This is a genomic window from Corynebacterium sp. 1103A (assembly GCF_055700955.1).
The window spans coordinates 47,390-68,257 of record NZ_JASTTF010000010.1 but is presented as its reverse complement, the minus strand read 5'-3'; the positions used below and the strand labels follow the sequence as shown (position 1 = coordinate 68,257).

The 20,868-nt window shown below is 65.2% G+C and carries 16 protein-coding genes; 4 read left to right on the top strand and 12 right to left on the bottom strand.

Going from position 1 to position 20,868, the window contains the following annotated elements; translation table 11 throughout:
- Positions 1–119: 119 nt before the first annotated feature.
- Genes purL through purS form a run of 3 tightly spaced genes read right to left on the bottom strand, consistent with a single transcriptional unit; the run spans position 120 to position 3,319 of the window.
- Complete coding sequence (gene purL, locus QQS52_RS08305) at positions 120–2,390, bottom strand: phosphoribosylformylglycinamidine synthase subunit PurL (protein ID WP_472773420.1); 2,271 nt, start codon at positions 2,388–2,390, stop codon at positions 120–122.
- Between the two features lie 9 nt (positions 2,391–2,399).
- Entirely contained in the window at positions 2,400–3,077 is a 678-nt protein-coding gene (purQ, locus tag QQS52_RS08300) for a phosphoribosylformylglycinamidine synthase subunit PurQ (RefSeq protein WP_472773419.1), read from the bottom strand.
- A complete protein-coding gene (gene purS / locus QQS52_RS08295; protein ID WP_070768624.1) occupies positions 3,077–3,319 on the bottom strand; it encodes a phosphoribosylformylglycinamidine synthase subunit PurS in 243 nt (80 codons plus the stop codon). Before purS ends, purQ begins: the two co-directional genes overlap by 1 nt.
- 320 nt (positions 3,320–3,639) lie before the next feature.
- On the opposite strand from purS, the gene QQS52_RS08290 reads away from it, so the two are divergent.
- Positions 3,640–6,363: an ExeM/NucH family extracellular endonuclease gene (locus QQS52_RS08290; protein WP_472773418.1), complete on the top strand. Its 2,724-nt coding sequence runs from the start codon at positions 3,640–3,642 to the stop codon at positions 6,361–6,363.
- Here QQS52_RS08290 and QQS52_RS08285 read toward each other — a convergent pair.
- The 5 genes from QQS52_RS08285 to QQS52_RS08265 form a co-directional block, all read right to left on the bottom strand.
- Complete coding sequence (locus tag QQS52_RS08285; RefSeq protein WP_472773417.1) at positions 6,360–7,043, bottom strand: DUF2334 domain-containing protein; 684 nt, start codon at positions 7,041–7,043, stop codon at positions 6,360–6,362. The genes QQS52_RS08290 and QQS52_RS08285 overlap by 4 nt on opposite strands.
- Positions 7,044–7,089: 46 nt before the next feature.
- Entirely contained in the window at positions 7,090–9,228 is a 2,139-nt protein-coding gene (locus QQS52_RS08280; RefSeq protein WP_472773416.1) for a S9 family peptidase, read from the bottom strand.
- 880 nt (positions 9,229–10,108) lie between these two features.
- The gene (locus tag QQS52_RS08275) at positions 10,109–10,993 is read right to left on the bottom strand and encodes a phosphoribosylaminoimidazolesuccinocarboxamide synthase (protein WP_472773415.1); all 885 of its coding nucleotides are present in this window, start codon (positions 10,991–10,993) and stop codon (positions 10,109–10,111) included.
- Positions 10,994–11,019: 26 nt separating this feature from the next.
- Positions 11,020–12,450 (bottom strand): adenylosuccinate lyase, encoded by a 1,431-nt coding sequence (purB, locus tag QQS52_RS08270; protein WP_472773414.1) that lies wholly within the window; start codon positions 12,448–12,450, stop codon positions 11,020–11,022.
- Positions 12,451–12,472: 22 nt separating this feature from the next.
- Positions 12,473–13,150, bottom strand: coding sequence for a metal-dependent transcriptional regulator (locus tag QQS52_RS08265; RefSeq protein ID WP_472773413.1), 678 nt, complete (start codon positions 13,148–13,150; stop codon positions 12,473–12,475).
- 54 nt (positions 13,151–13,204) lie between these two features.
- Between QQS52_RS08265 and nrdI the strand changes: the two genes are divergently transcribed.
- Positions 13,205–13,639, top strand: coding sequence for a class Ib ribonucleoside-diphosphate reductase assembly flavoprotein NrdI (gene nrdI, locus QQS52_RS08260; RefSeq protein WP_472773412.1), 435 nt, complete (start codon positions 13,205–13,207; stop codon positions 13,637–13,639).
- A gap of 64 nt (positions 13,640–13,703) precedes the next feature.
- Complete coding sequence (nrdF, locus tag QQS52_RS08255) at positions 13,704–14,705, top strand: class 1b ribonucleoside-diphosphate reductase subunit beta (RefSeq protein ID WP_472773411.1); 1,002 nt, start codon at positions 13,704–13,706, stop codon at positions 14,703–14,705.
- Between the two features lie 34 nt (positions 14,706–14,739).
- Here nrdF and purD read toward each other — a convergent pair whose 3' ends face one another.
- Positions 14,740–16,029, bottom strand: coding sequence for a phosphoribosylamine--glycine ligase (gene purD, locus QQS52_RS08250; protein WP_472773410.1), 1,290 nt, complete (start codon positions 16,027–16,029; stop codon positions 14,740–14,742).
- Between the two features lie 34 nt (positions 16,030–16,063).
- Here purD and QQS52_RS08245 point away from each other — a divergent pair, with 34 nt between their 5' ends.
- Positions 16,064–16,489 carry an HIT family protein gene (locus QQS52_RS08245; protein WP_070768630.1) on the top strand — a complete coding sequence of 142 codons (426 nt, stop codon included), beginning with the start codon at positions 16,064–16,066 and terminating at the stop codon, positions 16,487–16,489.
- Here QQS52_RS08245 and QQS52_RS08240 read toward each other — a convergent pair.
- From QQS52_RS08240 to QQS52_RS08230, 3 genes are all read right to left on the bottom strand, one after another.
- On the bottom strand, positions 16,486–17,964 hold the full coding sequence (locus QQS52_RS08240) for a sensor histidine kinase (RefSeq protein ID WP_472773409.1): 1,479 nt from the start codon (positions 17,962–17,964) through the stop codon (positions 16,486–16,488). The genes QQS52_RS08245 and QQS52_RS08240 overlap by 4 nt on opposite strands.
- Positions 17,965–18,007: 43 nt before the next feature.
- Positions 18,008–18,730, bottom strand: a complete 723-nt coding sequence (locus tag QQS52_RS08235; protein ID WP_472773408.1) for a response regulator transcription factor — start codon at positions 18,728–18,730, stop codon at positions 18,008–18,010.
- A 247-nt stretch (positions 18,731–18,977) separates the two neighbouring features.
- Positions 18,978–20,720: a pyruvate dehydrogenase gene (locus tag QQS52_RS08230; RefSeq protein ID WP_472773407.1), complete on the bottom strand. Its 1,743-nt coding sequence runs from the start codon at positions 20,718–20,720 to the stop codon at positions 18,978–18,980.
- Between the last annotated feature and the right edge of the window lie 148 nt (positions 20,721–20,868).

Here is a 20,868-nt window from a genome sequence, read left to right as displayed (position 1 = left end):
GGTTAGCCACGCAACGCTAAAGCGTCTTAAGCGCCCTTTCTACACCCCGCATAAGGTCGAATGGCCCACGAAAAATGCCTCACACCGCGTACCACGGTGCGAGGCATTTTCTATCTCCCCTATTCCACCACGGAGTTCGCCCCCACGGCGTGGCCGAAGAGGTCGGGCAGGGTGGCGGACCAGGCGTCGACCAGCTGGGTCAGCGGGACGGCGGTCTGGCCCAGGATGAGGCTGTCCACCGCGGTGGTCTTGCCAACCTGAGCGGCCGGGATGCCCAGCTCCTGGGCGCGCTGGAGAACCGCGTCCGCCTTGTCCTTAGTCGTGGCCACCAGGGCGCGGGAGGCAGACTCGGAAAACGCGGCGACGAACTCGTCGTCGTGCACGGCGGCCAGATCGAGCTCAACTCCGACGCGGTTGCGCTTGGCCATCTCGAACGCGGTGACGGCCAGGCCGCCTTCGGAGACGTCGTGGGCCGCGGTGAGGTCGGAGTTGCCGTGGAAGAACTCGGCCAGCTTGGCCTCGTTGGCTAGGTCCACCTGCGGCGGCAGGCCGGACAGGCCCTTGCCGGAGACCTGCTGCCAGATGGAGCCGCCAAATTCGTCCTGGGTGGAGCCCAAGAGGATGAGGACTTCGTCCGCAGCGGTGCCCAGGTGGTGGCCGATGGAGTCGGCGACGTCGTCGATAACGCCCAGCACGCCGACGACCGGGGTCGGCAGGATGGGCTCCTCACCGGTCTGGTTATAGAAGGAGACGTTGCCGCCGGAGACTGGGATGCCCAGTTCGACCGCGCCGTCGGCCAGGCCATGGACGGCCTGGCGGAACTGCCACATCACGTCCGGGTTTTCCGGGGAACCGAAGTTCAGGCAGTTGGTGACGGCCACCGGGCGGGCGCCGGTCACGGCGACGTTGCGGTAGGCCTCGGCCAGGGCCAGGCGCGCGCCCATGTTCGGGTCCAGCTTGGTGTAGCGGCCCGAGGCGTCCGCGGAGACGGCGACGCCGCGGCCGGTCTCCTCGTCGATGCGCAGCACACCGGCGTCCGCGTGGTGCGACTGCACCGTGTTGCCGCGGACGTAGCGGTCGTACTGGTTGGTGATGAAGTCACGGGAGCACAGCGCCGGGGAGGCCACCAGCTGAAGGAGGGCATCGCCCAGCGGGGCATGATCCACGCCGCCGAAGTCCTGCAGCTTATCCTGCCACTCCGGGCGGGCGTAGGGGCGCTCGTAGACCGGGGCCTCGTCGGCGATGGTGCCGGCCGGGGCGTCCACGACGACCTCGCCCTGGTGGCGGATGACTAGGTGCTTACCGGTGGTGACCTCACCAATCTCGGCGCAGGTGACGTCCCAGTGCGCGCAGATCTCGCGGAAGCGCTCCACGTTCTCCGGGGCCACGACCGCGCACATGCGCTCCTGGGACTCGGAAGCCAGGATTTCGGCGGCGGTCATGTGCTCGGCGCGCAGCGGGACCTCGTCCAGGTTGATTTCCATGCCGCCGTCGCCGGAGGCGGCCAGCTCACTGGTGGCACAGGCCAGGCCGGCGCCGCCCAGGTCCTGGATGCCGACTACGACGCCGGCGTGGTAGAGGTCCAGGCAGCACTCGATGAGGACCTTTTCCGCGAAGGGGTCGCCCACCTGGACGGCCGGCAGCTTGCGCTCCGCGCCGTCCTCGAAGGTGTCCGACGCCAGCACGGACACGCCGCCGATGCCGTCCAGGCCCGTGCGGGAGCCGAACAGCATGACCTTGTTGCCGGTGCCGGAGGCGAAGGCCAGCTTCAGGTCCTCGACCTTCAGCGTGCCCACGCACAGGGCGTTGACCAGCGGGTTGCCAGCGTAGGACTCATCAAAGACGGTCTCGCCCCCAATATTGGGAAGACCCAGGCAGTTGCCGTAGCCGCCGATGCCTTCGACGACGCCCGGCAGGACGCGCTTGGTATCCGCGGCATCGGCCGGGCCGAAGCGCAGCTGGTCCATCACCGCGATGGGGCGCGCGCCCATGGCCATGATGTCGCGGACGATCCCGCCCACGCCGGTGGCCGCGCCCTGGTAGGGCTCGACGTACGACGGGTGGTTGTGGGACTCCACGCGGAAGGTCACCGCGTTGCCGTCCCCGATGTCGACCACGCCGGCGTTCTCACCGATACCGGCGAGGATCTTCTCCCCCATCTCTTCGGTCATGGTCTGGCCAAAGTAGCGCAGGTGCGTCTTCGAGGACTTATACGAGCAGTGCTCCGACCACATCACGGAGTACATGGTCAGCTCGGCATCGGTCGGCCTACGCCCCAGGATGTCCTTGATGCGCTGGTATTCGTCGTCCTTGAGCCCCAGCTCGCGGAAGGGCTGTTCCAGGTCCGGGTCCTGCTGGGCCTGGGAGACGGTGTCATTGTGTACGGTCATGTGCGCCTCCTAAACTGCGGCCGTCACGGCTTTGATAGCGGATACAAAAAGACCCAGGCCGTCGGTGGACGGCCCGGTAAGCGGATCGATGGCGTGCTCGGGGTGCGGCATCAGCCCCACGACCCGGCCGGTCTCGTTGGTAATACCGGCGATCGCGTTGACGGACCCGTTGTAGTTGTCCGTGTAGCGGAAGACCACGCGGCCTTCCTTCTCCAGCTCCTCGACGGTCTCCGCGGCGGCCTGGAAACGGCCCTCGCCGTGCTTGGCCGGGATGAGGATCCGCTGGCCTGCCTCAAACTCGCTGGTCCAGGCGGTCTGCGCGTTCGCGACCTCCAGGTAGGTGTCGGTGCAGTGGAAGTGCAACCCCTGGTTGCGGGTCAGTGCCCCGGGCAGCAGGCCGGCTTCGGTCAGGATCTGGAAGCCGTTGCAAATGCCCAGCACCGGCATTCCCTTGTGGGCGGCGTCGATGACCGAGCGCATAACGGGCGCGAGGGCAGAAATCGCCCCGGAGCGCAGGTAGTCGCCGTAGGAAAAGCCACCGGGGACCACGACCGCGTCCACGCCGCGCAGGTCGGCATCAGCGTGCCAGAGGTTTTCCACCTCGGCGCCGGCCCGGCGCGCGGCGCGAGCCGCGTCAACGTCGTCGAGCGTGCCAGGGAAGGTAATTACTCCGATCTTGGCGGACACTACTTGACCTCCAGCCCGGTGACCTCGTAGTCCTCGATGACGGTGTTGGCCAGCAGGGTGGCCGCGACCTTCTCCAGCTCCTCGGCCGTCACGGAGTCCGCGACCTCCAGCTCGAAGCGCTTGCCCTGGCGGACATCGCTGACCCCTTCAACCCCGATTCGACCCAGCGCGCGGACAACAGCTTGCCCCTGCGGATCCAGAATCTCGGCCTTCGGCATGACATTGACAACTACACGAGCCATTAAATTTCCTTACTGTGCTCACGGCTAGGTCTGCGCGCACTAGTTTAGCCTGCCTAGGGCCGCAAAACCTACCCATCCCAGCGGTCACCCCCACACCACTGCCCGCTCCCCCAATCGGGGCCGGAAAGTAAACACCGGGTATACCCAGCAAAGACGGAAACCAAAATCTAGGCCACACCTAGGCAAACCCCCTGCGGGCTTCGAACACGCGGCAGCGCTTACTCCCGCTAGTGTCCGCTGCGTGTTCTACAACTGAGGGTAGTGCGCTCGGAACGCATGAAATTGTCTGTCTTTCCCCCAACAAAGGTGGTTCGTTCCCTATGTCTTCTCCCCAGTCCTCGCGGCGGGTGGCCCGCCGCCGCGGCGCGCTCGTGCTCGCGGCCGTAACCTCTACCGTCACCGCCGGGATCGCCGTTCCCGCAGCCTCGGCCGCCCCGGCCGGAGACAACGTGGTTATCTCCGAGGTCTACGGCGGCGGTGGCAACTCCGGCGCCGAGTACACCCACGACTTCATCGAGCTCTACAACCCGACGGATAGCGACATCAGCCTGGACGGGTGGAACGTCGAGTACTTCTCCGCCAAGGGCGGTTCCGGCGGCACCACCCAGCTGAGCGGGACGATCCCGGCCGGGGCCCACTACCTCATCCAGCAGGCCCAGGGTAACGGCGGCAGCGCCGCTTTGCCGGCTGCCGACGCCACCGGCAGCCTGGCCATGTCCGCCACCAAGGGCTCGGTCCAGCTCAGCGACGGCGCGGGCGTAGCTATCGACTTGGTCGGCTTCGGCGAGGCCAGCCTGTCCGAGGGTTCGCCGGCCCAGGCGCCGAACAACCAGACCTCGGTCCAGCGCGACGAGCACGGCACCGACACCGATGACAATTCCGCCGACTTCTCCGCCGGCGCCCCCAGCCCGGCGGGCACCGGCGGAGGCGTGGCCCCGGAACCGGGCACCGATCCGGAGCCGCAGTATCCTCCCGCCGAGGGCGAGGTCGTGGCCATCGCCGATATCCAGGGCACGGGCTCGGCCTCCCCGCTGGTCGACCAGACCGTGACCACCGAGGGCGTCGTCACCGCCGTGTGGGAAGAAGGCGGCCTGAACGGCTACACCATCCAGGCCGGCGGCGAGTCCGCGGTCGGCGAGGCCAGCCACGGCCTGTTCGTCTACGCCGGCAATGACGGCGCTTACCCGGAAATCGGCCAGTCCGTGCGGGTTACCGGCGAGGTCTCCGAGTACTACGGCAACACCCAGGTTTCGGCGCGCAACTTCACCGAACTGGAGGAGCCGCTGGAGAAGGTCGAGCCCATCGACATCGAGGAACTGCCCGCCGGTGACGAGACCCGGGAGGCCTACGAGTCCATGCTGGTGCTGCCCGGTACCCACACCGTGACCAACAACTACGCGCTCAACACCTACGGCGAGGTCGGCCTGGCCGCGGGCCACGAGCCCCTGCGCCAGCCCTCCGATGTCCATGCTCCCTCGACGGATCCGAACTCCCCGCTCAAGCAGCTGGAAAAGGATAATGCCGAGCGCCTGGTCACCCTGGACGACGGCCGGACCCGCGACTACCTGAAGACCGATAAGGAAACCCCGCTGCCGTATATCTCCCAGGACGGCGGCCAGACCATCAAGAGCCTGCGCACCACCGACCAGGTGGAGTTCCAGCAGCCGGTCGTCGTGCACTACTCCCACGAGCAGTGGCGCTTCCAGCCCACCACCCCGGTCACCGGGGAGACCGCCGGCGCGGATCTGCCGATTAGCTGGGAGGACTCCCGCGCCGCGGAGCGCAGCGCCCTCGACGTCGAAGGCGACTACACCATCGGCGCCTTCAACGTCCTGAACTACTTCACCTCGCTTGGCGAGGAGTTCGGCGGCAGCTCCTACGACGACAAGGACGGCAACCCGGTCACCGTCAACCGCGGCACCACCCGCGGCGCCTACACCCAGAGCGCCTTCGAAGACCAGCAGGCCAAGATCGTTGCGGCCATCAACGGCCTGGACGCCGACGTCATCGCGCTGTCCGAAATCGAGGACACCTTCGGCGTGACCGGGGACCTCTCCCGCCGCGACGAGGCACTAAACCACCTCGTCGAGGAGCTCAACGCCGCGGGCGGAAACTGGAAGGCCGTCGCCTCCCCGTCGGAGGGCGTGCCGGAGGACGTCGACGTCATCCGCACCGCGTTCATCTACGACCCGGACCGCGTGCGCCCGGTGGGCGAGTCCCGCATCTTCAGCGACGCCCGCTTCACCGGTACCGCGCGTGAGCCGCTGGCCCAGGAGTTCGCCCCGGCTGGTGCCGGCGAGGACGCCGAGACCTTCGTGGCTGTAGCCAACCATTTCAAGTCCAAGGGTTCCGTAGTCAAGGATGACGCGGACCGCGGCGACGGCCAGGGCAACAACCCTAACGTGCGCAACGCGCAGGCCCAGGCGGTCCTGGACCACCTGGCTAAGCAGCCGGACTGGCAGGACAAGGCCACCTTCGTCATGGGGGACCTGAACACCTACACCCGCGAGGAGGCCCTGGATATCTTCCGCAACCACGGCTACACCGTGCCGGCGGAGACCTTCGATGCCGACGCCTCCTACCAGTTCAGCGGCCTGCTCGGCTCCCTGGACCACGTCCTGGCCAACGAGGTGGCCAGCGAGAACGTCACCGACGCGCAGGTCTGGAACATCAACGCGGACGAGCCCGTCGCCTTCGAGTACTCACGCCGCAACTACAACGCGGTCGACTTCTACGACGACTCCCCGTTCCGCTCTTCCGACCACGACCCGGTCAAGGTCGGCTTCTCCCTCGGCGGGGGCAACGGTGCCGGCGATGACGGCAACGACGGGGACGACAACCACGAGGATGACGACCAAGGCAAGCCGGCGGGTTCGGGGGATGCCGGCTCGAGTGGTTCCTCGGTGGGCGGCGCTGTCGTGGCAGTGATTGCTGGCCTGGCCGCGGTCCTGGGCATCGGTACCGCCCTGGCGGGTGGCCTGCGCGGCGTGCTGCCGATGGTGCCGGCGGATGTCCGCCGCGCCATCGAGCGCCTGCTGCCCTAGTTCGGTAGGAAGATGCTGTAGTCGGCCGGCTGCGCGCCGGCCGCTGCGGCCTTGTGCACGGCCTTGACGAAGTCCTTGACCACCTTGCGGTCCTCGAGGTTACGGCCGGACACGGACAGGCGGACGGTGTTGCCGCGCTGGGCGGAGCGTTCCGCCGCGCGGATGATGTTGCGGCGCCACCACTTGGCCGCGCCGAAGCCCTCGCCGTAGGAGAGGTTGCGCGACTGGTAGAACTTGCCGGATTCCAGCTCGTGGATGCCGCGGGTGGACACGGCCACGTCGAAGCCGAAAGCCGGCAGCACCTTGAGGGTTCCCTCCGACATGCGCCAGCGCGGCGGGGCGAAGATGGTGGGGGTGAAACCGATCTTGCCCATCTGCCGGGTCGCACCGGCCAGCCGCAGCTTTGCCTCGTGCTCATCGAGGTTGGCGAATTCCGCGCGGCGGCCCTGGACGGCCTGGTCGAAGCCGTTGAGAATCAGTACCCGGCCGGCGTCTGCTTGCTCTTTGACCCAGCCCTTCGTCTTGGAGTCCTTAGCCAGATGCCAATTGCCGTCGATATGCGGGGCAATCAGAAGAGACACAGGAATCCCCTCGGCATCCAGGATGCGGAGGAGATTCGAGGCCTGTTTCCGGGTGTCGTCGAAAATACTGGAAATCGAAACCAGGAGGTGGCCATGCATAAGAAGTATTATCGCACAGCCTTCTAAGTTCCGCGCGTCGAGAACGCTACTCGGTACACCCCGTGGCCTGGTTGATGATCCAGGCGTATTCGAAGGCGTTCTGGCGCCACTTGTCGTAGCGGCCGGACACGCCGCCGTGGCCGGCGACCATCTCCGTCTTCAGCAGGAACTGGCCGCCGCTGGCAACGGTGCGCAGCTTGGCGATCCACTTGGCGGGCTCCACGTAGAGCACGCGGGTGTCATTCAGCGAGGTCGTGGCCAGGATGTTCGGGTAATCCTGCGCCGTGACGTTCTCGTACGGGGCGTAGCTGGCCATGTAGTCGTAGAAGGCCGGGTCGTGGTACGGGTCGCCCCACTCGTCCCACTCCACCACCGTGAGCGGGAGTTCCGGCATGAGCATGGAGGTCAGCGGGTCAACAAAAGGCACGGCGGCCTGGATGGCGGTGAAACGGTCCGGGGCCATATTCGCCACCGCCCCCATCAGCATGCCGCCCGCGGAGCCACCTTCCGCCGCCAGCCGGTCCGGGCTGGTCAGGCCGCGGGCGATGAGATCGTCGGCCACGTCGATGAAGTCGGTGAAGGTGTTCTTCTTCTCCATGAGCTTGCCGTGGTCGTACCAGCCGCGGCCCATCTCCCCGCCGCCGCGGACGTGGGCGACGGCGAAGATCATGCCGCGGTCCAGCAGCGACAGGCGGGTGACGGAGAACCCGGGGTCGACGCTTGTCTCGTAGGAACCGTAGCCGTAGAGCAGCATCGGCTGCGGCGCGGAGGTGTCCAGGTCCGCGCGGTGCAGCACGGAGACGGGGATCTCCGTGCCGTCCTGCGCGGTGGCCCACAAGCGGTAGGCGGTGTAATCACTGGGCTCGTAGCCACCCTGGACCTCCTGCTGCTTCAGCAGGGTGCGCTCGCCGGTGGCGACGTCGTACTGCAGGACCTGGGCAGGCTGCGTGAACGAGCCGTAGACCATGCGGATGACCGGGGTGTCCCACTCCGGGTTGCCGGTGGTGCCGGCGGTGTAGATCTCCTCGTCGAAGTCGACCTGGGTGAACTCGCCGAGCCCCTCGCCCTCGGCTAGCGGCATGATGGCGATGCGCCCGATGCCGCCGCTGCGGTAGACCAGCACCAGCTGGTGCTGGTAGGTGTCCACGCCCTCGATGCGCACGTCCTCGCGGTGCGGGACCAGCACCTGGGTATCGCGCAGGGCGGGCAGGCCGGTGTCCTTCGTCAGCGCCGGGCAGACGGTGACCTCGAAGTTGGCGCCGGCGGCGTTGTGGGTGACGAACCAGCGATCCTCGCCGTCGATCACGGCGTGGTCCACCTCGTATTCGACCCCGGATTCGCGCTCCCAGAGCAGCTGGAATTCGCCTTCCGGCTGATCCTGCTCCAGCACCCAGAATTCCGAGGTGATCTTCGAGCTGGTGACCAAGAACAGGTACTTGTCGCTGCGGGTTCCGCCCACCCCTACGCTGAAGTGGGCGTCTTCCTCGTAGAAGATGCGCACGTCGTCTTCCTGCGGCGTGCCTACCTTGTGGCGCCACACGCTGTCGGCACGCCAGGCCTCGTCGACAGTCTGGTAAAAGATGTAGTCCTCGCCGACCCAGGTCGCGCCGTAGAACAAGCCCGTCAGGTGATCGTCGAGCAACTCGCCCGTAGCCAGGTCCTTGATGCGCAGCTCGAAGCGCTCGTCACCGCTGACGTCGACGGAATAGGCCAGGTAGCGCCCCGAGGTCGTGATGGACGAGGCCCCGAGGGAGAAGAACTCGTTGCCTTCGGCCAGCTCGTTCAGGTCGAGCAGTACCTCTTCGCCCGCCGGGCGGCCCTCCTCCGGGATGACGGGCGGGAACCACGGGTCCGCGCCCTCCTCGACCGGCAGGCGGCAGGACAGGCCGTAGCTCTTGCCCTCCTGGGAGCGGCCGTAGTACCAGTAGTCGCCCTGGCGCACCGGAACGGACATGTCCGTTTCCTTGATGCGCGACTTAATCTCCTGGTAGATATTCTCGGTCAGCGCCTCCAGGTGCGCGGTCTGCGCCTTGGTGTAGTCGTTTTCCGCGTTGAGGTAGTCCAGCGTGTCCTGCGATTTCTTATCCCGCAGCCACTCGTAATCATCAACGAAAGTGCGGCCGTGGAATTGGCGCGAAATCGGACGAACGGGGGCTACCGGAGCATGCATGGATTCATCAGTCATAGGCCCCCATCCTACGTCAACGCGCCGCCCAGCCGGCGGGTCACTCCCGCCCGGAATTGCGCTGGTTGTCTTTAAGGATCCTGCCTAAGTAAAGAAAACCGAGCACCAAAATAATGGGGACTGCTAGCCCGCCCACTACGGAAAGGATAAGAACAATTATTTCCACAGTGAACCTTTCTTTTTATGCTTTGATAGTCACACATGCCCAGTTGCCTGGACCGTCACTAGTTTTGACCCGTCCGCAGAATTTGCTACCTGGATCCATATTCCGGTGAATTTCAAAAGTGTGCGAAACTCGGGCGGGGCTACATTTTGGCCCAAACGAATCCGACCCAGAGCGCCCATTCTCTCGGTAAACGATCTCGAAGCCGTCAACGCATGCATTGCCTGAAGCGATTTCCGTCCCAGGGATATAAGAAACGCTGGCTTTCTCTACATGAACGCCACCACCCTTCACAAAAATTCGGTTCGAAGCTGCAACACCTCCGGGAGCCCAAGTCAACCCTTCCGCCGAACGGGTTTGAATGTTCCCATTCATCCTTTCCTGCGGCACATCCGAAGTCAATTCCGGTGCAGGGGCCTCAGCTTCCAACACTTCATGTTCCTGTCCGCCCTCAGCACTAGCAGAGACCACACCGAAACCTAGTTGTGAAACTAAAACACCTACAATGGCTAGTGTTCCACTCGTTTTCTTTAGCAAAACCTTCTCCAATCACAAAAGTAGTTCTCACCTTTAATCAATATATCTATCAAAGCAATAAGTCTCCGTCAAGACTCGAGGTTCATAGCCGACTGACGTTACAGAGCTTCCACGAGCGATAGAGAACCGCGACGGAACAAAAGCGATCGTGGAGCATTCTGAGCTGCTTCCAAAGATGAACTACCCCACCCACTCGATGAACTGCTTGCCGGATAGGCGCTCGTAGGCCTCGATGTAGCGCAGGCGGGTGGCGGATACGATCTCGTCCGGCAGGGCCGGCGGGGTGGTCTCGGAGGCTTTGTCCCAGCCGGATTCCGGCGAGGTCAGCCAGTTGCGGACGTACTGCTTGTCGAAGCTGGGCTGGACCTCGCCCTCGACGTAGGAGTCGGCCGGCCAGTAGCGGGAGGAGTCCGGGGTCAGCACCTCGTCGGCCAAGACGAGGGTGCCGTCGCTGTCCAGGCCGAACTCGAACTTGGTGTCGGCTAGGATGATGCCGCGTTCTTCGGCGATCTGGGCGGCCTGGGCGTAGATGGTCAGCGTAGCGTTGCACAGCTGGGCGGCGCGGTCGGCGCCGAGGTCTTTCACGACGCGCTCGTAGGTGACATTCTCGTCGTGCTCGCCCTGCTCCGCCTTAGTAGCCGGGGTGAAGATGGGCTCCGGCAGGCGGGAGGCCTCCACCAGGCCGGAGGGCAGCTCGATGCCGCAGACCGTGCCGTTGGCCTGGTATTCCTTCAGGCCGGAGCCGGTCAGGTAACCGCGGGCCACGCACTCGAAGGGCAGCATCTGCAGTTTCTTGACCACGAATGCCCGGCCCAGGACTTCTTCCGGGATCCGCTCGTCGTCGACCGGGCCGGCCAGATGGTTGGGGAAATTGATGGCGTCGAAGAAGAACTGCGAGGTCGCAGTCAGCACCCGCCCCTTGTCCGGGATGGCGGGCTCCAGGGCGAAGTCGAAGGCGGAAATCCGGTCGCTGGCCACCATGAGCAGCGTGTGCTCATCGATGGCGTAGATGTCGCGGACTTTGCCGGATACGAGGTGCTGATAATCGCTAAGACGTGGTCGCATGCCCCACATCTTAGCGCGCCGGTGGGCTAAATAATCTCGCCCGGGCGGTACTGGGCGGCCTGGGGGTGCTGGTCCGCCTTTTCGGCAATCCGGGACAGAACCTGGCCTACCTGCGCTTCCGCAGCGCCGATGAAGGCGTGCTTGTCGGCGAGGGCCTCATCCAGGGCAGCCCTGTCAAGGGGGAGGCGCTCGTCGGCGGCTAGGCGCTCCACCAGGTCTTGGTCCGCGCCGTTTTCGCGCATGTTCAGCGCCACGGCGACGGCGTTTTCCTTGATGACCTCGTGGGCGGTCTCGCGGCCGACCCCGGCGCGCACGGCCGCCATGAGGATGCGGGTGGTGGCCAAGAACGGCAGGTAGCGCTCGAGTTCGCGGTCGATCATGGCCGGGAAAGCGCCGAACTCCTCCAGCACGGTCAGGAAGGTCTCAAACTGTCCGTCGAGGGCGAAGAAGGCGTCCGGCAGCGCGACGCGGCGGATGACGGAGCAGAAGACGTCACCCTCGTTCCACTGCTGCCCGGCCAGATCGCCGACCATGGTGAGGTAGCCGCGCAGGATGACCTGGAAGCCGCAGACGCGCTCGCAGGAGCGGGCGTTCATCTTGTGCGGCATGGCAGAGGAACCGACCTGGCCTTCCTTGAAGCCCTCGGTGACGGTCTCATTGCCGGCCATCAGCCGGATGGTGGTGGCCAGCGAAGACGGCGCCGCGCCCAGCTCGACGAGGGCGGAGACGGCATCGAAGTCCAACGAGCGCGGATAGACCTGCCCGACGGAGTCGAAGATCCGGCTAAAGCCGAGGTAGTCCGCCACGGAGGTCTCCAGGGAGGCCAGCTTGTCGTGGGACCCGCCCATGAGATCCAGCATGTCCTGGGCCGTGCCCATCGGACCCTTGATGCCGCGCAGCGGGTAGCGCCCGAGCAGTGCCTCGACGCGTTCGATGGCCAGCAGCATCTCATCGGCGGCGGAGGCGAAGCGCTTGCCCAGGGTGGTGGCCTGGGCGGCGACGTTGTGGGAGCGGCCCGCCATGACCAGGTGCTGGTACTTGTCGGCGTGCTCACCCATGCGGGCCACCACGGCGATGGCCTTGTCCCGGATGATCTGCAGGGAGCGGTAGATCTGCAGTTGTTCGACGTTTTCGGTCAGGTCGCGGCTGGTCATCCCCTTGTGGATGTGCTCGTAGCCGGCCAGCGCGTTGAATTCCTCGATCCGCGCCTTCACGTCGTGGCGGGTAACCCGCTCGCGCTGGGCGATGGAGTCCAAGTCGACGTCTTCGACCGCCGCCTCGTAGGCGTTGATCGCCTCCTCGGGGATATCCACCCCCAGGTCTTTCTGGGCACGCATGACCGCGATCCACAGCTGCCGCTCGAGCACGATCTTGTGCTCGGGGCTCCAGATTTCGGTCAGCTCCGCCGAAGCGTAGCGGGAGGACAGGACGTTGTTAATCTTCTTCTTTTCAGCCACAAGCCCTCATTATTCCACGTGACTAAGACGCGGGGGCAACCCAGATGGCGTCGGCGGCCGCGGGCCCCAAGTGCACGGATCCTTCCTGCGTCACCACCTCGACCGTCTCCGTGTACGCCGCCCCCGCCTGGGTGCGCACCTCCACCCCGGCGCGCACGCCGTGGGCGGCCAGGAAGCGCAACAATTCGTCATCCGCGTCGGAGATGCGCTCCACGCGGGCCGCGGCCCCCACTGGCAGCTGGCTAAGTTGCACTGCACTCGGCTGGTCCACCACGCCATCAGCGGTGGGAATCGGGTCCCCGTGCGGGTCACGGGTGGGGCGGCCGAGCGCGTCGTCGATGCGCGCTACCAGGAGATCGGATACCGCGTGCTCGAGGACCTCGGCCTCCGCATGGACCTCGTCCCACGTGTATCCCAGCTTTTCCTGCAGGTAAGTCTCCAGCAGGCGGTGGCGCCGGACCATTTGGACCGCGAGCGCGCTGCCTTCCTCCGTCAGGTCAAACGCCCCGTACCGAGTGTCGGTGAAGAGCCCTTGCTGCGTGAGCTTACGAACGGCGTCGGACGCCGAGGACAACGTGACCCCCACGCGGGCGGCCAGCGCGGTCTTGGAGACCGGTTCGGTAGACCATTCCTTCAGCAGCCACGCGGCCTTGAGGTAATTCTGCGTGCTAACCGGCAGGTCATTGAGCTCGATGTCCATGGGGACACTCTAACAAACTTGAAACTACGGCATACCGTAGTTTAGATTTGCCCCATGCCGTATTCTGTCGATTCGTTCCGGACGTGCGCGACCGATTTGATCTATTTTTCCTCCGCCTCCGAGAACACCCACCGTTTCGTAGCCCAGCTCAACCGGCCCGCCGCGCGCATCCCCCTGCGCCCTAAACGCGAGCCCATGCTGCTGGCCACTCGGCCTTTCGTCTTGGTCGTGCCCACCTACGGCGGCGGCAACCGCGCGCAAGCGATCCCGCGCCAGGTGCGCGCGTTCCTCAACGTGCCCGCCAACCGCGCCCTCTTGCGCGGCGTCATCACGAGCGGAAACACCAATTTCGGTGAGGATTTCTGCGTCGCCGGAAAACTGATTGCTGACAAGACCGGGGTCCCGGAGCTGTATCACTTCGAGCTTCTCGGCACCCCCTTCGACGTCGAACGCGTCAACGCGGGACTGGCCTATTTCTGGGCCCACTAAGCCGCGGCAATACGCAACGCTTTTACCCACCCCACCCCACCAAGCCCCAAAAGGAGTACAAGAATTGTCCATTATCTCGCAGTCCGTCACCCCGCCCGAGCTCAAGCGGACACCGGGAGCCCGCGTGCGGCCCATCAACTGGAACCGCACCCAGGATCCGAAGGACCTAGAGGTCTGGAATCGGCTGACTTCCAATTTCTGGCTGCCCGAGAAGGTCCCGCTGTCCAATGACTTGAACGACTGGCACGGGCTGACGACTACGGAACGTACCCAGACCATCCGCGTTTTCACCGGGCTGACCCTGCTGGACACGCTCCAAGCCACGGTGGGCGAGGTCTCCCAGATCCCCGACGCCCAAACCGAGCACGAGGAGGCGGTCTACACCAACATCGCTTTCATGCAATCCGTGCACGCGCGCAGCTATTCTTCGATCTTTTCAACCCTGACCACCACGGAGGAAATCGACGCCGCCTACCAGTGGGCGGTGGACAACGACCTGCTCCAGCGGCGCGTGAAAATGGTGGCCCGCCACTACTTCGGCGCGGACAAGCTAAAGCGCAAGGCCGCGGCCACCTTGCTTTCATCGCTGCTGCTCTACGCGGGGTTCTACCTCCCGCTCCACTTCGCCGCGCGCGGCACCTTGACCAATACCGCGGATCTCATCCGCCTCATCTTGCGGGACAAAGCGGTGCACGGCTACTACTCCGGCTACAAGTTCCAGCGGGGACTAGAAAAGGCCCCGCACCGCGCCGCGGAGCTCGACGACTTCGTGCACGACCTGCTCGACAAGCTCTACGAACTCGAGCTGCAGTATTCGGCAGAGCTCTACGAGCCCCTTGGGCTAATGGACGGCGTGGCCACGTTCGTGCGCTACAACGCCAATAAGGCACTCATGAACCTGGGATACCCGGCGCGCTTTGACTATTCGTCCACGGCCGTGGACTCGGCGGTACTGACCGCGCTGGCCCCCAGCGCGGACGAGAACCACGACTTCTTTTCCGGATCGGGCTCCTCCTACGTCATCGGGCGCGCCGAGGCCACCAACGACGCAGACTGGAGCTTCTAACTCTGTTACCCGAACAGCCGGGCGCCCGCGCCTGCTAGCGGTCCTGTCCAGGCACCTCGATGCGCCCTTCTTGGGCGGCCAGCGCGATGTCGCGGCGGTAGAAGCCGCCGTCCATAGTGATGCCTTCGAGCACCGCGTAGGCGGCTTCGCGGGCAGCGGCGAGGGTCGAGCCCTTGCCCAGGGCGTTGAGCACGCGCCCGCCGTTGGATACCACCTTGCCTTCGGCCACGGTGGTGCCCGCGTGCAGGATGCGCTCCGGATCCTCCAGGGCGTCGCCGGTAATTTCGTCACCCTTGCGCGGGGAGGCCGGGTAGCCCTCGGCGGCCAGCACCACGGTCACGGCGAAGGCGGGCTCCCACTCCAGCGGGCTGAGCTCCGCCAGCTTGCCGGTGGCCACCGCGTTGAGAGCCTCCGCCAGCGGGGAGGTCAGCAGGCTGAGCACGGCCTGGGTCTCCGGATCGCCGAAGCGGCAGTTGAACTCGATAACCGCCGGGCCCTCCGGACCCCACGCCAAGCCGGCGTAGAGAAGACCCGAATAGGGGGTGCCGCGGGCGACCAGCTCGCGGGCGACGGGCGCGCAGACCTCGTCGACGATGGTGTTGACGCCGTCCTGTGGCAGCCACGGCAGCGGTGTGTAGGCGCCCATGCCGCCGGTGTTGGGGCCTTCGTCGTTGTCGTAGGCGCGCTTGTGGTCCTGGGCAGGCAGCAGCGGCACGACGGTTTCGCCGTCGACCAGGCAGAACAGGGAGACCTCCGGGCCGGACAGGAAGGACTCGATGAGCACGGAGTTGCCTCCGTTGTGCACTGCCTTGATGTGCTCCTCGGCCTGCTCGCGGTCCTCGGTGACCACCACGCCCTTACCGCCGGCCAGGCCGTCGTCCTTGACCACGTAGACTGGGCCGAATTCGTCGAGGAACCGGGAAATCTCGTCCTCCGCGGCGTCTGGGCCGATGGTCTCCGCGTGCGCGGTGCGCACGCCGGCCGCGTCCATCACGTCCTTGGCAAACGCCTTCGATCCCTCGATCTGGGCGGCCTCCTGGTTGGGACCGAAGACCGCGATGCTGGCGTCCCGCAGGGCATCGGCAACGCCGGCCACCAGCGGAACCTCCGGACCGATGACCACCAGGTCCGCAGCAATGTCCTGGGCCAGGCCCGTCATCTGGGCCGGGTCGTCTACCCGGGTATAGTCCGCGTGCACGGTGGCGATCCGGTCCATGCACGGGCTGCCCGGCGCCACGTGCAATTCAGTGGTCGCCGGATCAGCAGCTAGTCCTTTCAAGAGGGCATGTTCGCGGCCGCCCGAGCCAATCACGAGAATACGCATGCCGTCTATCTTAACTTGCCGGTAGCCTGGGGCCATGGCTTCTGTATTTACCAAGATTATCAACGGAGAACTCCCCGGCCGCTTTGTCTACCGGGACGAGCAGTGCGTGGCGTTTTTGTCCATCGAGCCGCTGCGCTACGGGCACACCCTGGTCGTGCCGGTGCAAGAGGTCGACAAGTGGACTGACCTCGATCCGGAGACCTGGGGCCACCTGAACCAGGTCGCCCTGCGCATCGGCCAGGCCATCAAGAACGCTTTCGGCACCCCGCGCGCCGGCTACATCATCGCCGGCTTCGACGTCCCCCACACCCACATCCACCTCTTCCCCACCGAGAAGATGTCGGAATACGATTTCTCCAAGACTTACGCCGCCGAGGACACCGACCCGGCCGCCATGGACGAGGCCGCAGCCCGCATCCGGCAGCACTTGGGCACCGACTCGGAGGGCCGCCCGGCCTAATCCGCCAAAGCCGCTGGGTCGTCGGCCTCCGCACAGGCCGGCAGGCGCACGGTAAACACCGATCCCTCCCCTGGGGTCGAATCCACCGTGATGCTGCCGCCGTGTTGTTCCACCAGGGACTTAACGATGGCCAGCCCCAAGCCCGAGCCGCCCGTGTCACGCGTGCGCGAACTATCTTCACGGTAGAAGCGCTCGAAGATATGGGCGGCTACTTCTTTGTCCATGCCCTTGCCGTCGTCGATAACATCGAACAGCACGTCGGTCGCGTCCCGGCGCAGCTGCAGCGTCACCGTCGCGTCATCGCCGCCGTGGCGGATGCCGTTGGAAATCAGGTTGAGCAACACCTGGTGCAGGCGGTCCGGGTCGCCGTCGACCACGGGCACGGAATTCGACTTGTTGACCACCTGGATGTCCCGGCCTGGGAAGGCTGCCCGGGCCGAGGAGCCGACCGATAAGGCCAGCTCCAGCATGTCCACCGGCTTCTTGTCCAGCCGGTTGCCCTCGGCGCGGGTGAGCGAGAGCAGGTCCTCGACCAGCAGCGACATGCGGGTCGACTCGGAGTCGATCTTGGATAGGACCAGGTCCACGTCCTGGGTAGCCCCGGAGCGGTAGAGCTCCGTGTAGCCGCGCAGGCTGGTCAGCGGGGTACGTAACTCGTGGGAGGCGTCGCCAACAAACCGGCGCATCTGACCCTCCTTCATCTGGGCCTCCTCCACGGAACGCTGCAGGTGCCCCAGCATGACGTTGAGCGCGCCCGCCAGCTGGCCGACCTCGGTGTGCAGCGGCCACTCGGGCACGCGCTTGTTCAGATCCCCGGCGGCGATTTCCGAGGCGGTCTTTTCCACCACCCGCAGCGGGCGCAGCGCCGACCGGATGGACCAATACCCGGCCAGCGCGATGAGGGCGATGACCAGGGACAGGATCAACACCTGGACCACCGCCAGGCCCTGCAGAATGCTGGCCTCGCTACCCAGGGACTTGGCCACGACCGTGACCACCCCGTCGGTCTCGAAGGCCTGCGCGCGCCACTTGACCTCGTTGACCGCGGAGTCGGTCGTGGACTCCACCGTCTCCGGAGAGCCGCCGATGTAGAGGCCGTCGACCCGCGGCATGGAATCGAAGACGTTGAAGTATTCGATGGAGCCGTTGGGGTAAATCTTGATGACGCAGAAATCCGTCGGCGGGCGCTGCGAGCGGTCGCCCAGGTTGAACAACTCGGGGCTTTGCGCCCAGCCCTTGGCCGCGGAGGCGATGTCCTCATCCACGCGGTTGTACAACACGTCCCGCATGATAGAGGAGACGGCCACGGAGCTGCCGACCAGGCCCAGGCCGGAGACCACGACCAGCAGGACCACCAGCCAGGTGCGCAGGGGCAGGGCGGTGGTCTTGAAGCGGCCCTTGAACACCCGCTTCACCTTGCCCCACGCGGAGATAGGTGCTGCGGCCTGGCGGGCGCTAGTTTCGGTATCGGTCATGCTGGGGGACGGGGCAATCTCTCTTGAAGGTCAGGAACGGGTTTTAGCTGCGCGGGGTGCGCAGCACGTAGCCCACGCCGCGGACGGTGTGGATGAGCGGGGTGTCGCCGGTATCAATCTTGCGGCGCAGGTAGGAGATATAGGACTCGACCACGTTGCCGTCGCCGCCGAAGTCGTAGTGCCAGACGTTGTCCAGGATCTTGGTCTTGGACAGGACGACCTCCTTGTTCTGCATGAGGTAGCGCAGGAGGTTGAACTCGGTGGGCGAAAGATCGATGATCTTGCCCGCCTTGGTGACCTCATGGGTATCGTCGTTGAGAGTCAGGTCGGCGTAGGACATGGTCGCGTTGTTCGACTCGTCCTCCACACTGGCCCCGCGGCGCAGGATGACGCGCAGGCGGGTGATGACCTCTTCCAGGCTAAAGGGCTTGGTCACGTAGTCGTCCGCGCCAATGGTCAGGCCGTGAATACGCTGCTCGACGCTATCCTTGGCGGTCAGGTAGAGCGCTGGGCCATCGAGGCCCTCGGAGCGCAGCTTGCCCAGAAGCTCGAAGCCGTCCATGCCCGGCATCATGACGTCCAGGATGTAGGCGTCCGGGTTAATCTCGCGGGCAATCCGCAGCGCCTCGGTGCCGGAACTGGCCGTGCGCACGTCGAAACCCTGGAATTTCAGGGACACGGTCAGCAGCTCGACAATATTGGGCTCGTCGTCTACGACGAGGATTTTAACGTTTTCGGTGCTCTTGTCGTCCATTGTTGTGACCATCGCTTTCTACTATTGGGACCTTTCAGCCCGCCGGTACCGCGGACCTACTCGAGACTAAGTCCGCGCCCGGTACGGGGCTGCTAGGAGAGAATCTGGTTCTCTCAGCTACCACACAGCAGTCTTCCACTTCAATTATCAAAGGTACTGACCGGTTACTGCAAGAACCCTGTGAATTAGAAAAAGCGGGCCCAGCCGTGCTGGGCCCGCAGTTTTCACCGAAAACGCGTGGTACTAGACCTCGAAAGCCCTAGACCACAGAGGCCGGGATGTTGCGCAAGTTGGACTTAGCCATGCCCAGCATCTTGCCCACGCCGCCGCCAAAGACGGTGCGGGTGGCAGCCTTGGAGAAGCCCAGCAGCTGCTCGAACGTCAGCGTCGGCGGCAAGGACAGCGCGTTCGGGTCCGTGATCATATCGATCAGGACCGGGCCGTCGAAGGCCATGGCTTCCTTGATCTGCTTGCGGGCCTTCTTCGGGTCCTCGATGCGGATGCACTTGATGCCGGCGGCTTCCGCGATCTTGGCGTAGTTGACCGGCGCGTGGTCGGTCTGGAACTCCGGCAGGCCCTGGACCAGCATCTCCAGCTTGACCATACCCAGCGAGGAGTTGTTGAACACGAACATCTTGACCGGCAGGTTGTGCAGCTTCACGGTCAGCAGCTCGCCCATCAGCATGGACAGGCCGCCGTCGCCGGAGAAGGTGACGACCTGCTTGTCCGGGTTGGCAACCTGGGCTCCGATGGCCTGCGGCAGGGCGTTAGCCATGGTGCCGTGACGGAAGGAGCCGATCTGTTGGCGCTTGCCGTTGGCGGTGATGTAGCGCGCACCCCAGACGTTGCACATGCCGGTGTCCACGGTGAAGATGGCGTCGTCGTCGGCCTCGTCGTCGATGATGTCCGCCAGGTACTCCGGGTGCAGCGGGGTCTGCTTGTCCACGTCCTTGGTGTAGGCCTCCACCACGTGGTTGAGCTTGCGGTAGTGCTCCTTGAGCATCTTGTCCAGGAAGGAGCGGTCGGTCTTTTCCTCGACGCTCGGCAGGATGTTGGCCAGCGTGGCGGCGACGTCACCGACCACCGGGTAGGAGATCTTAGTGCGACGGCCGATATGGGCGCCGTTGATGTCGACCTGGGCCACATTGTGCTTGGGCAGGAAGTCGTTGTACGGGAAGTCCGTGCCCAGCAAGATGAGCAGGTCGGCGTCGTTGGTGGCGTCGTGCGCGGCGCCGTAGCCCAGCAGGCCGTTCATGCCGACGTCGAAGGGGTTGTCGTACTGGATGTACATCTTGCCGCCCAGGGCGTGGCCGATCGGGGCTTTGACCTTCTGGGCCAGCTCGAGGACCTCCTTGCGGGCGTCCTTGACGCCGGCGCCCACGAACAGAGCCACGCTCTTGGCCTCGTTAATGGCCTGGGCCAGGGCGGCGGCCTCGCGCGGATCCGGGTAGACGACCGGACGGCCGGTGGAAATCACCGAGTCGGTGAAGGTGTCGTCGTCGGCCTCCTGGGTGGTGACGTCGCCCGGGATAACCAGGACGGACACGCCGTTGCCGGCCATGGTGGACTGGATGGCGTGGTGGAGGACCACCGCGCCCTGCTCGGCGGAGTTAACCATCTCGCAGTAGCCGGAGCACTCCTGGAAGATGGCCTCGGGGTGGGTCTCCTGGAAGAAGGTGGAGCCGATCTGGCGGGACGGGATGTGGCTGGCAAGCGCCAGCACCTTGGCGCCGTTGCGGTTGGCGTCGTACAGGCCCTGGATGAGGTGGGTATTGCCGGGGCCGCAGGAGGCCGCGCACACGGCCAGCTCGCCGGTGGTCAGGGAGTCGGCCTCAGCGGCGAACGCTGCGGCTTCCTCGTTACGGACGTGTACCCACTCGATGTCCGACTGGCGCACGGCGTCGACGATCGGGTTCAGCGAGTCGCCTACCAGACCGTAGATACGGCGGATGCCCTGCTTTTCTAGCGTCGCTACCAACTGTTCAGCGTATGAACGAGCCATGATTCAACTCCTTTGGCTATTAATTAATCTCCTTCGCCATTGTGCTCTCAAACTGGCCAAATATCTATGTTCAGGGGTTATAAGGCTTGCCTTCTCACAGGCGGCGCGCCTCTATGATTTCCGCCACTCCCCACCCTCCAGGTTGAAA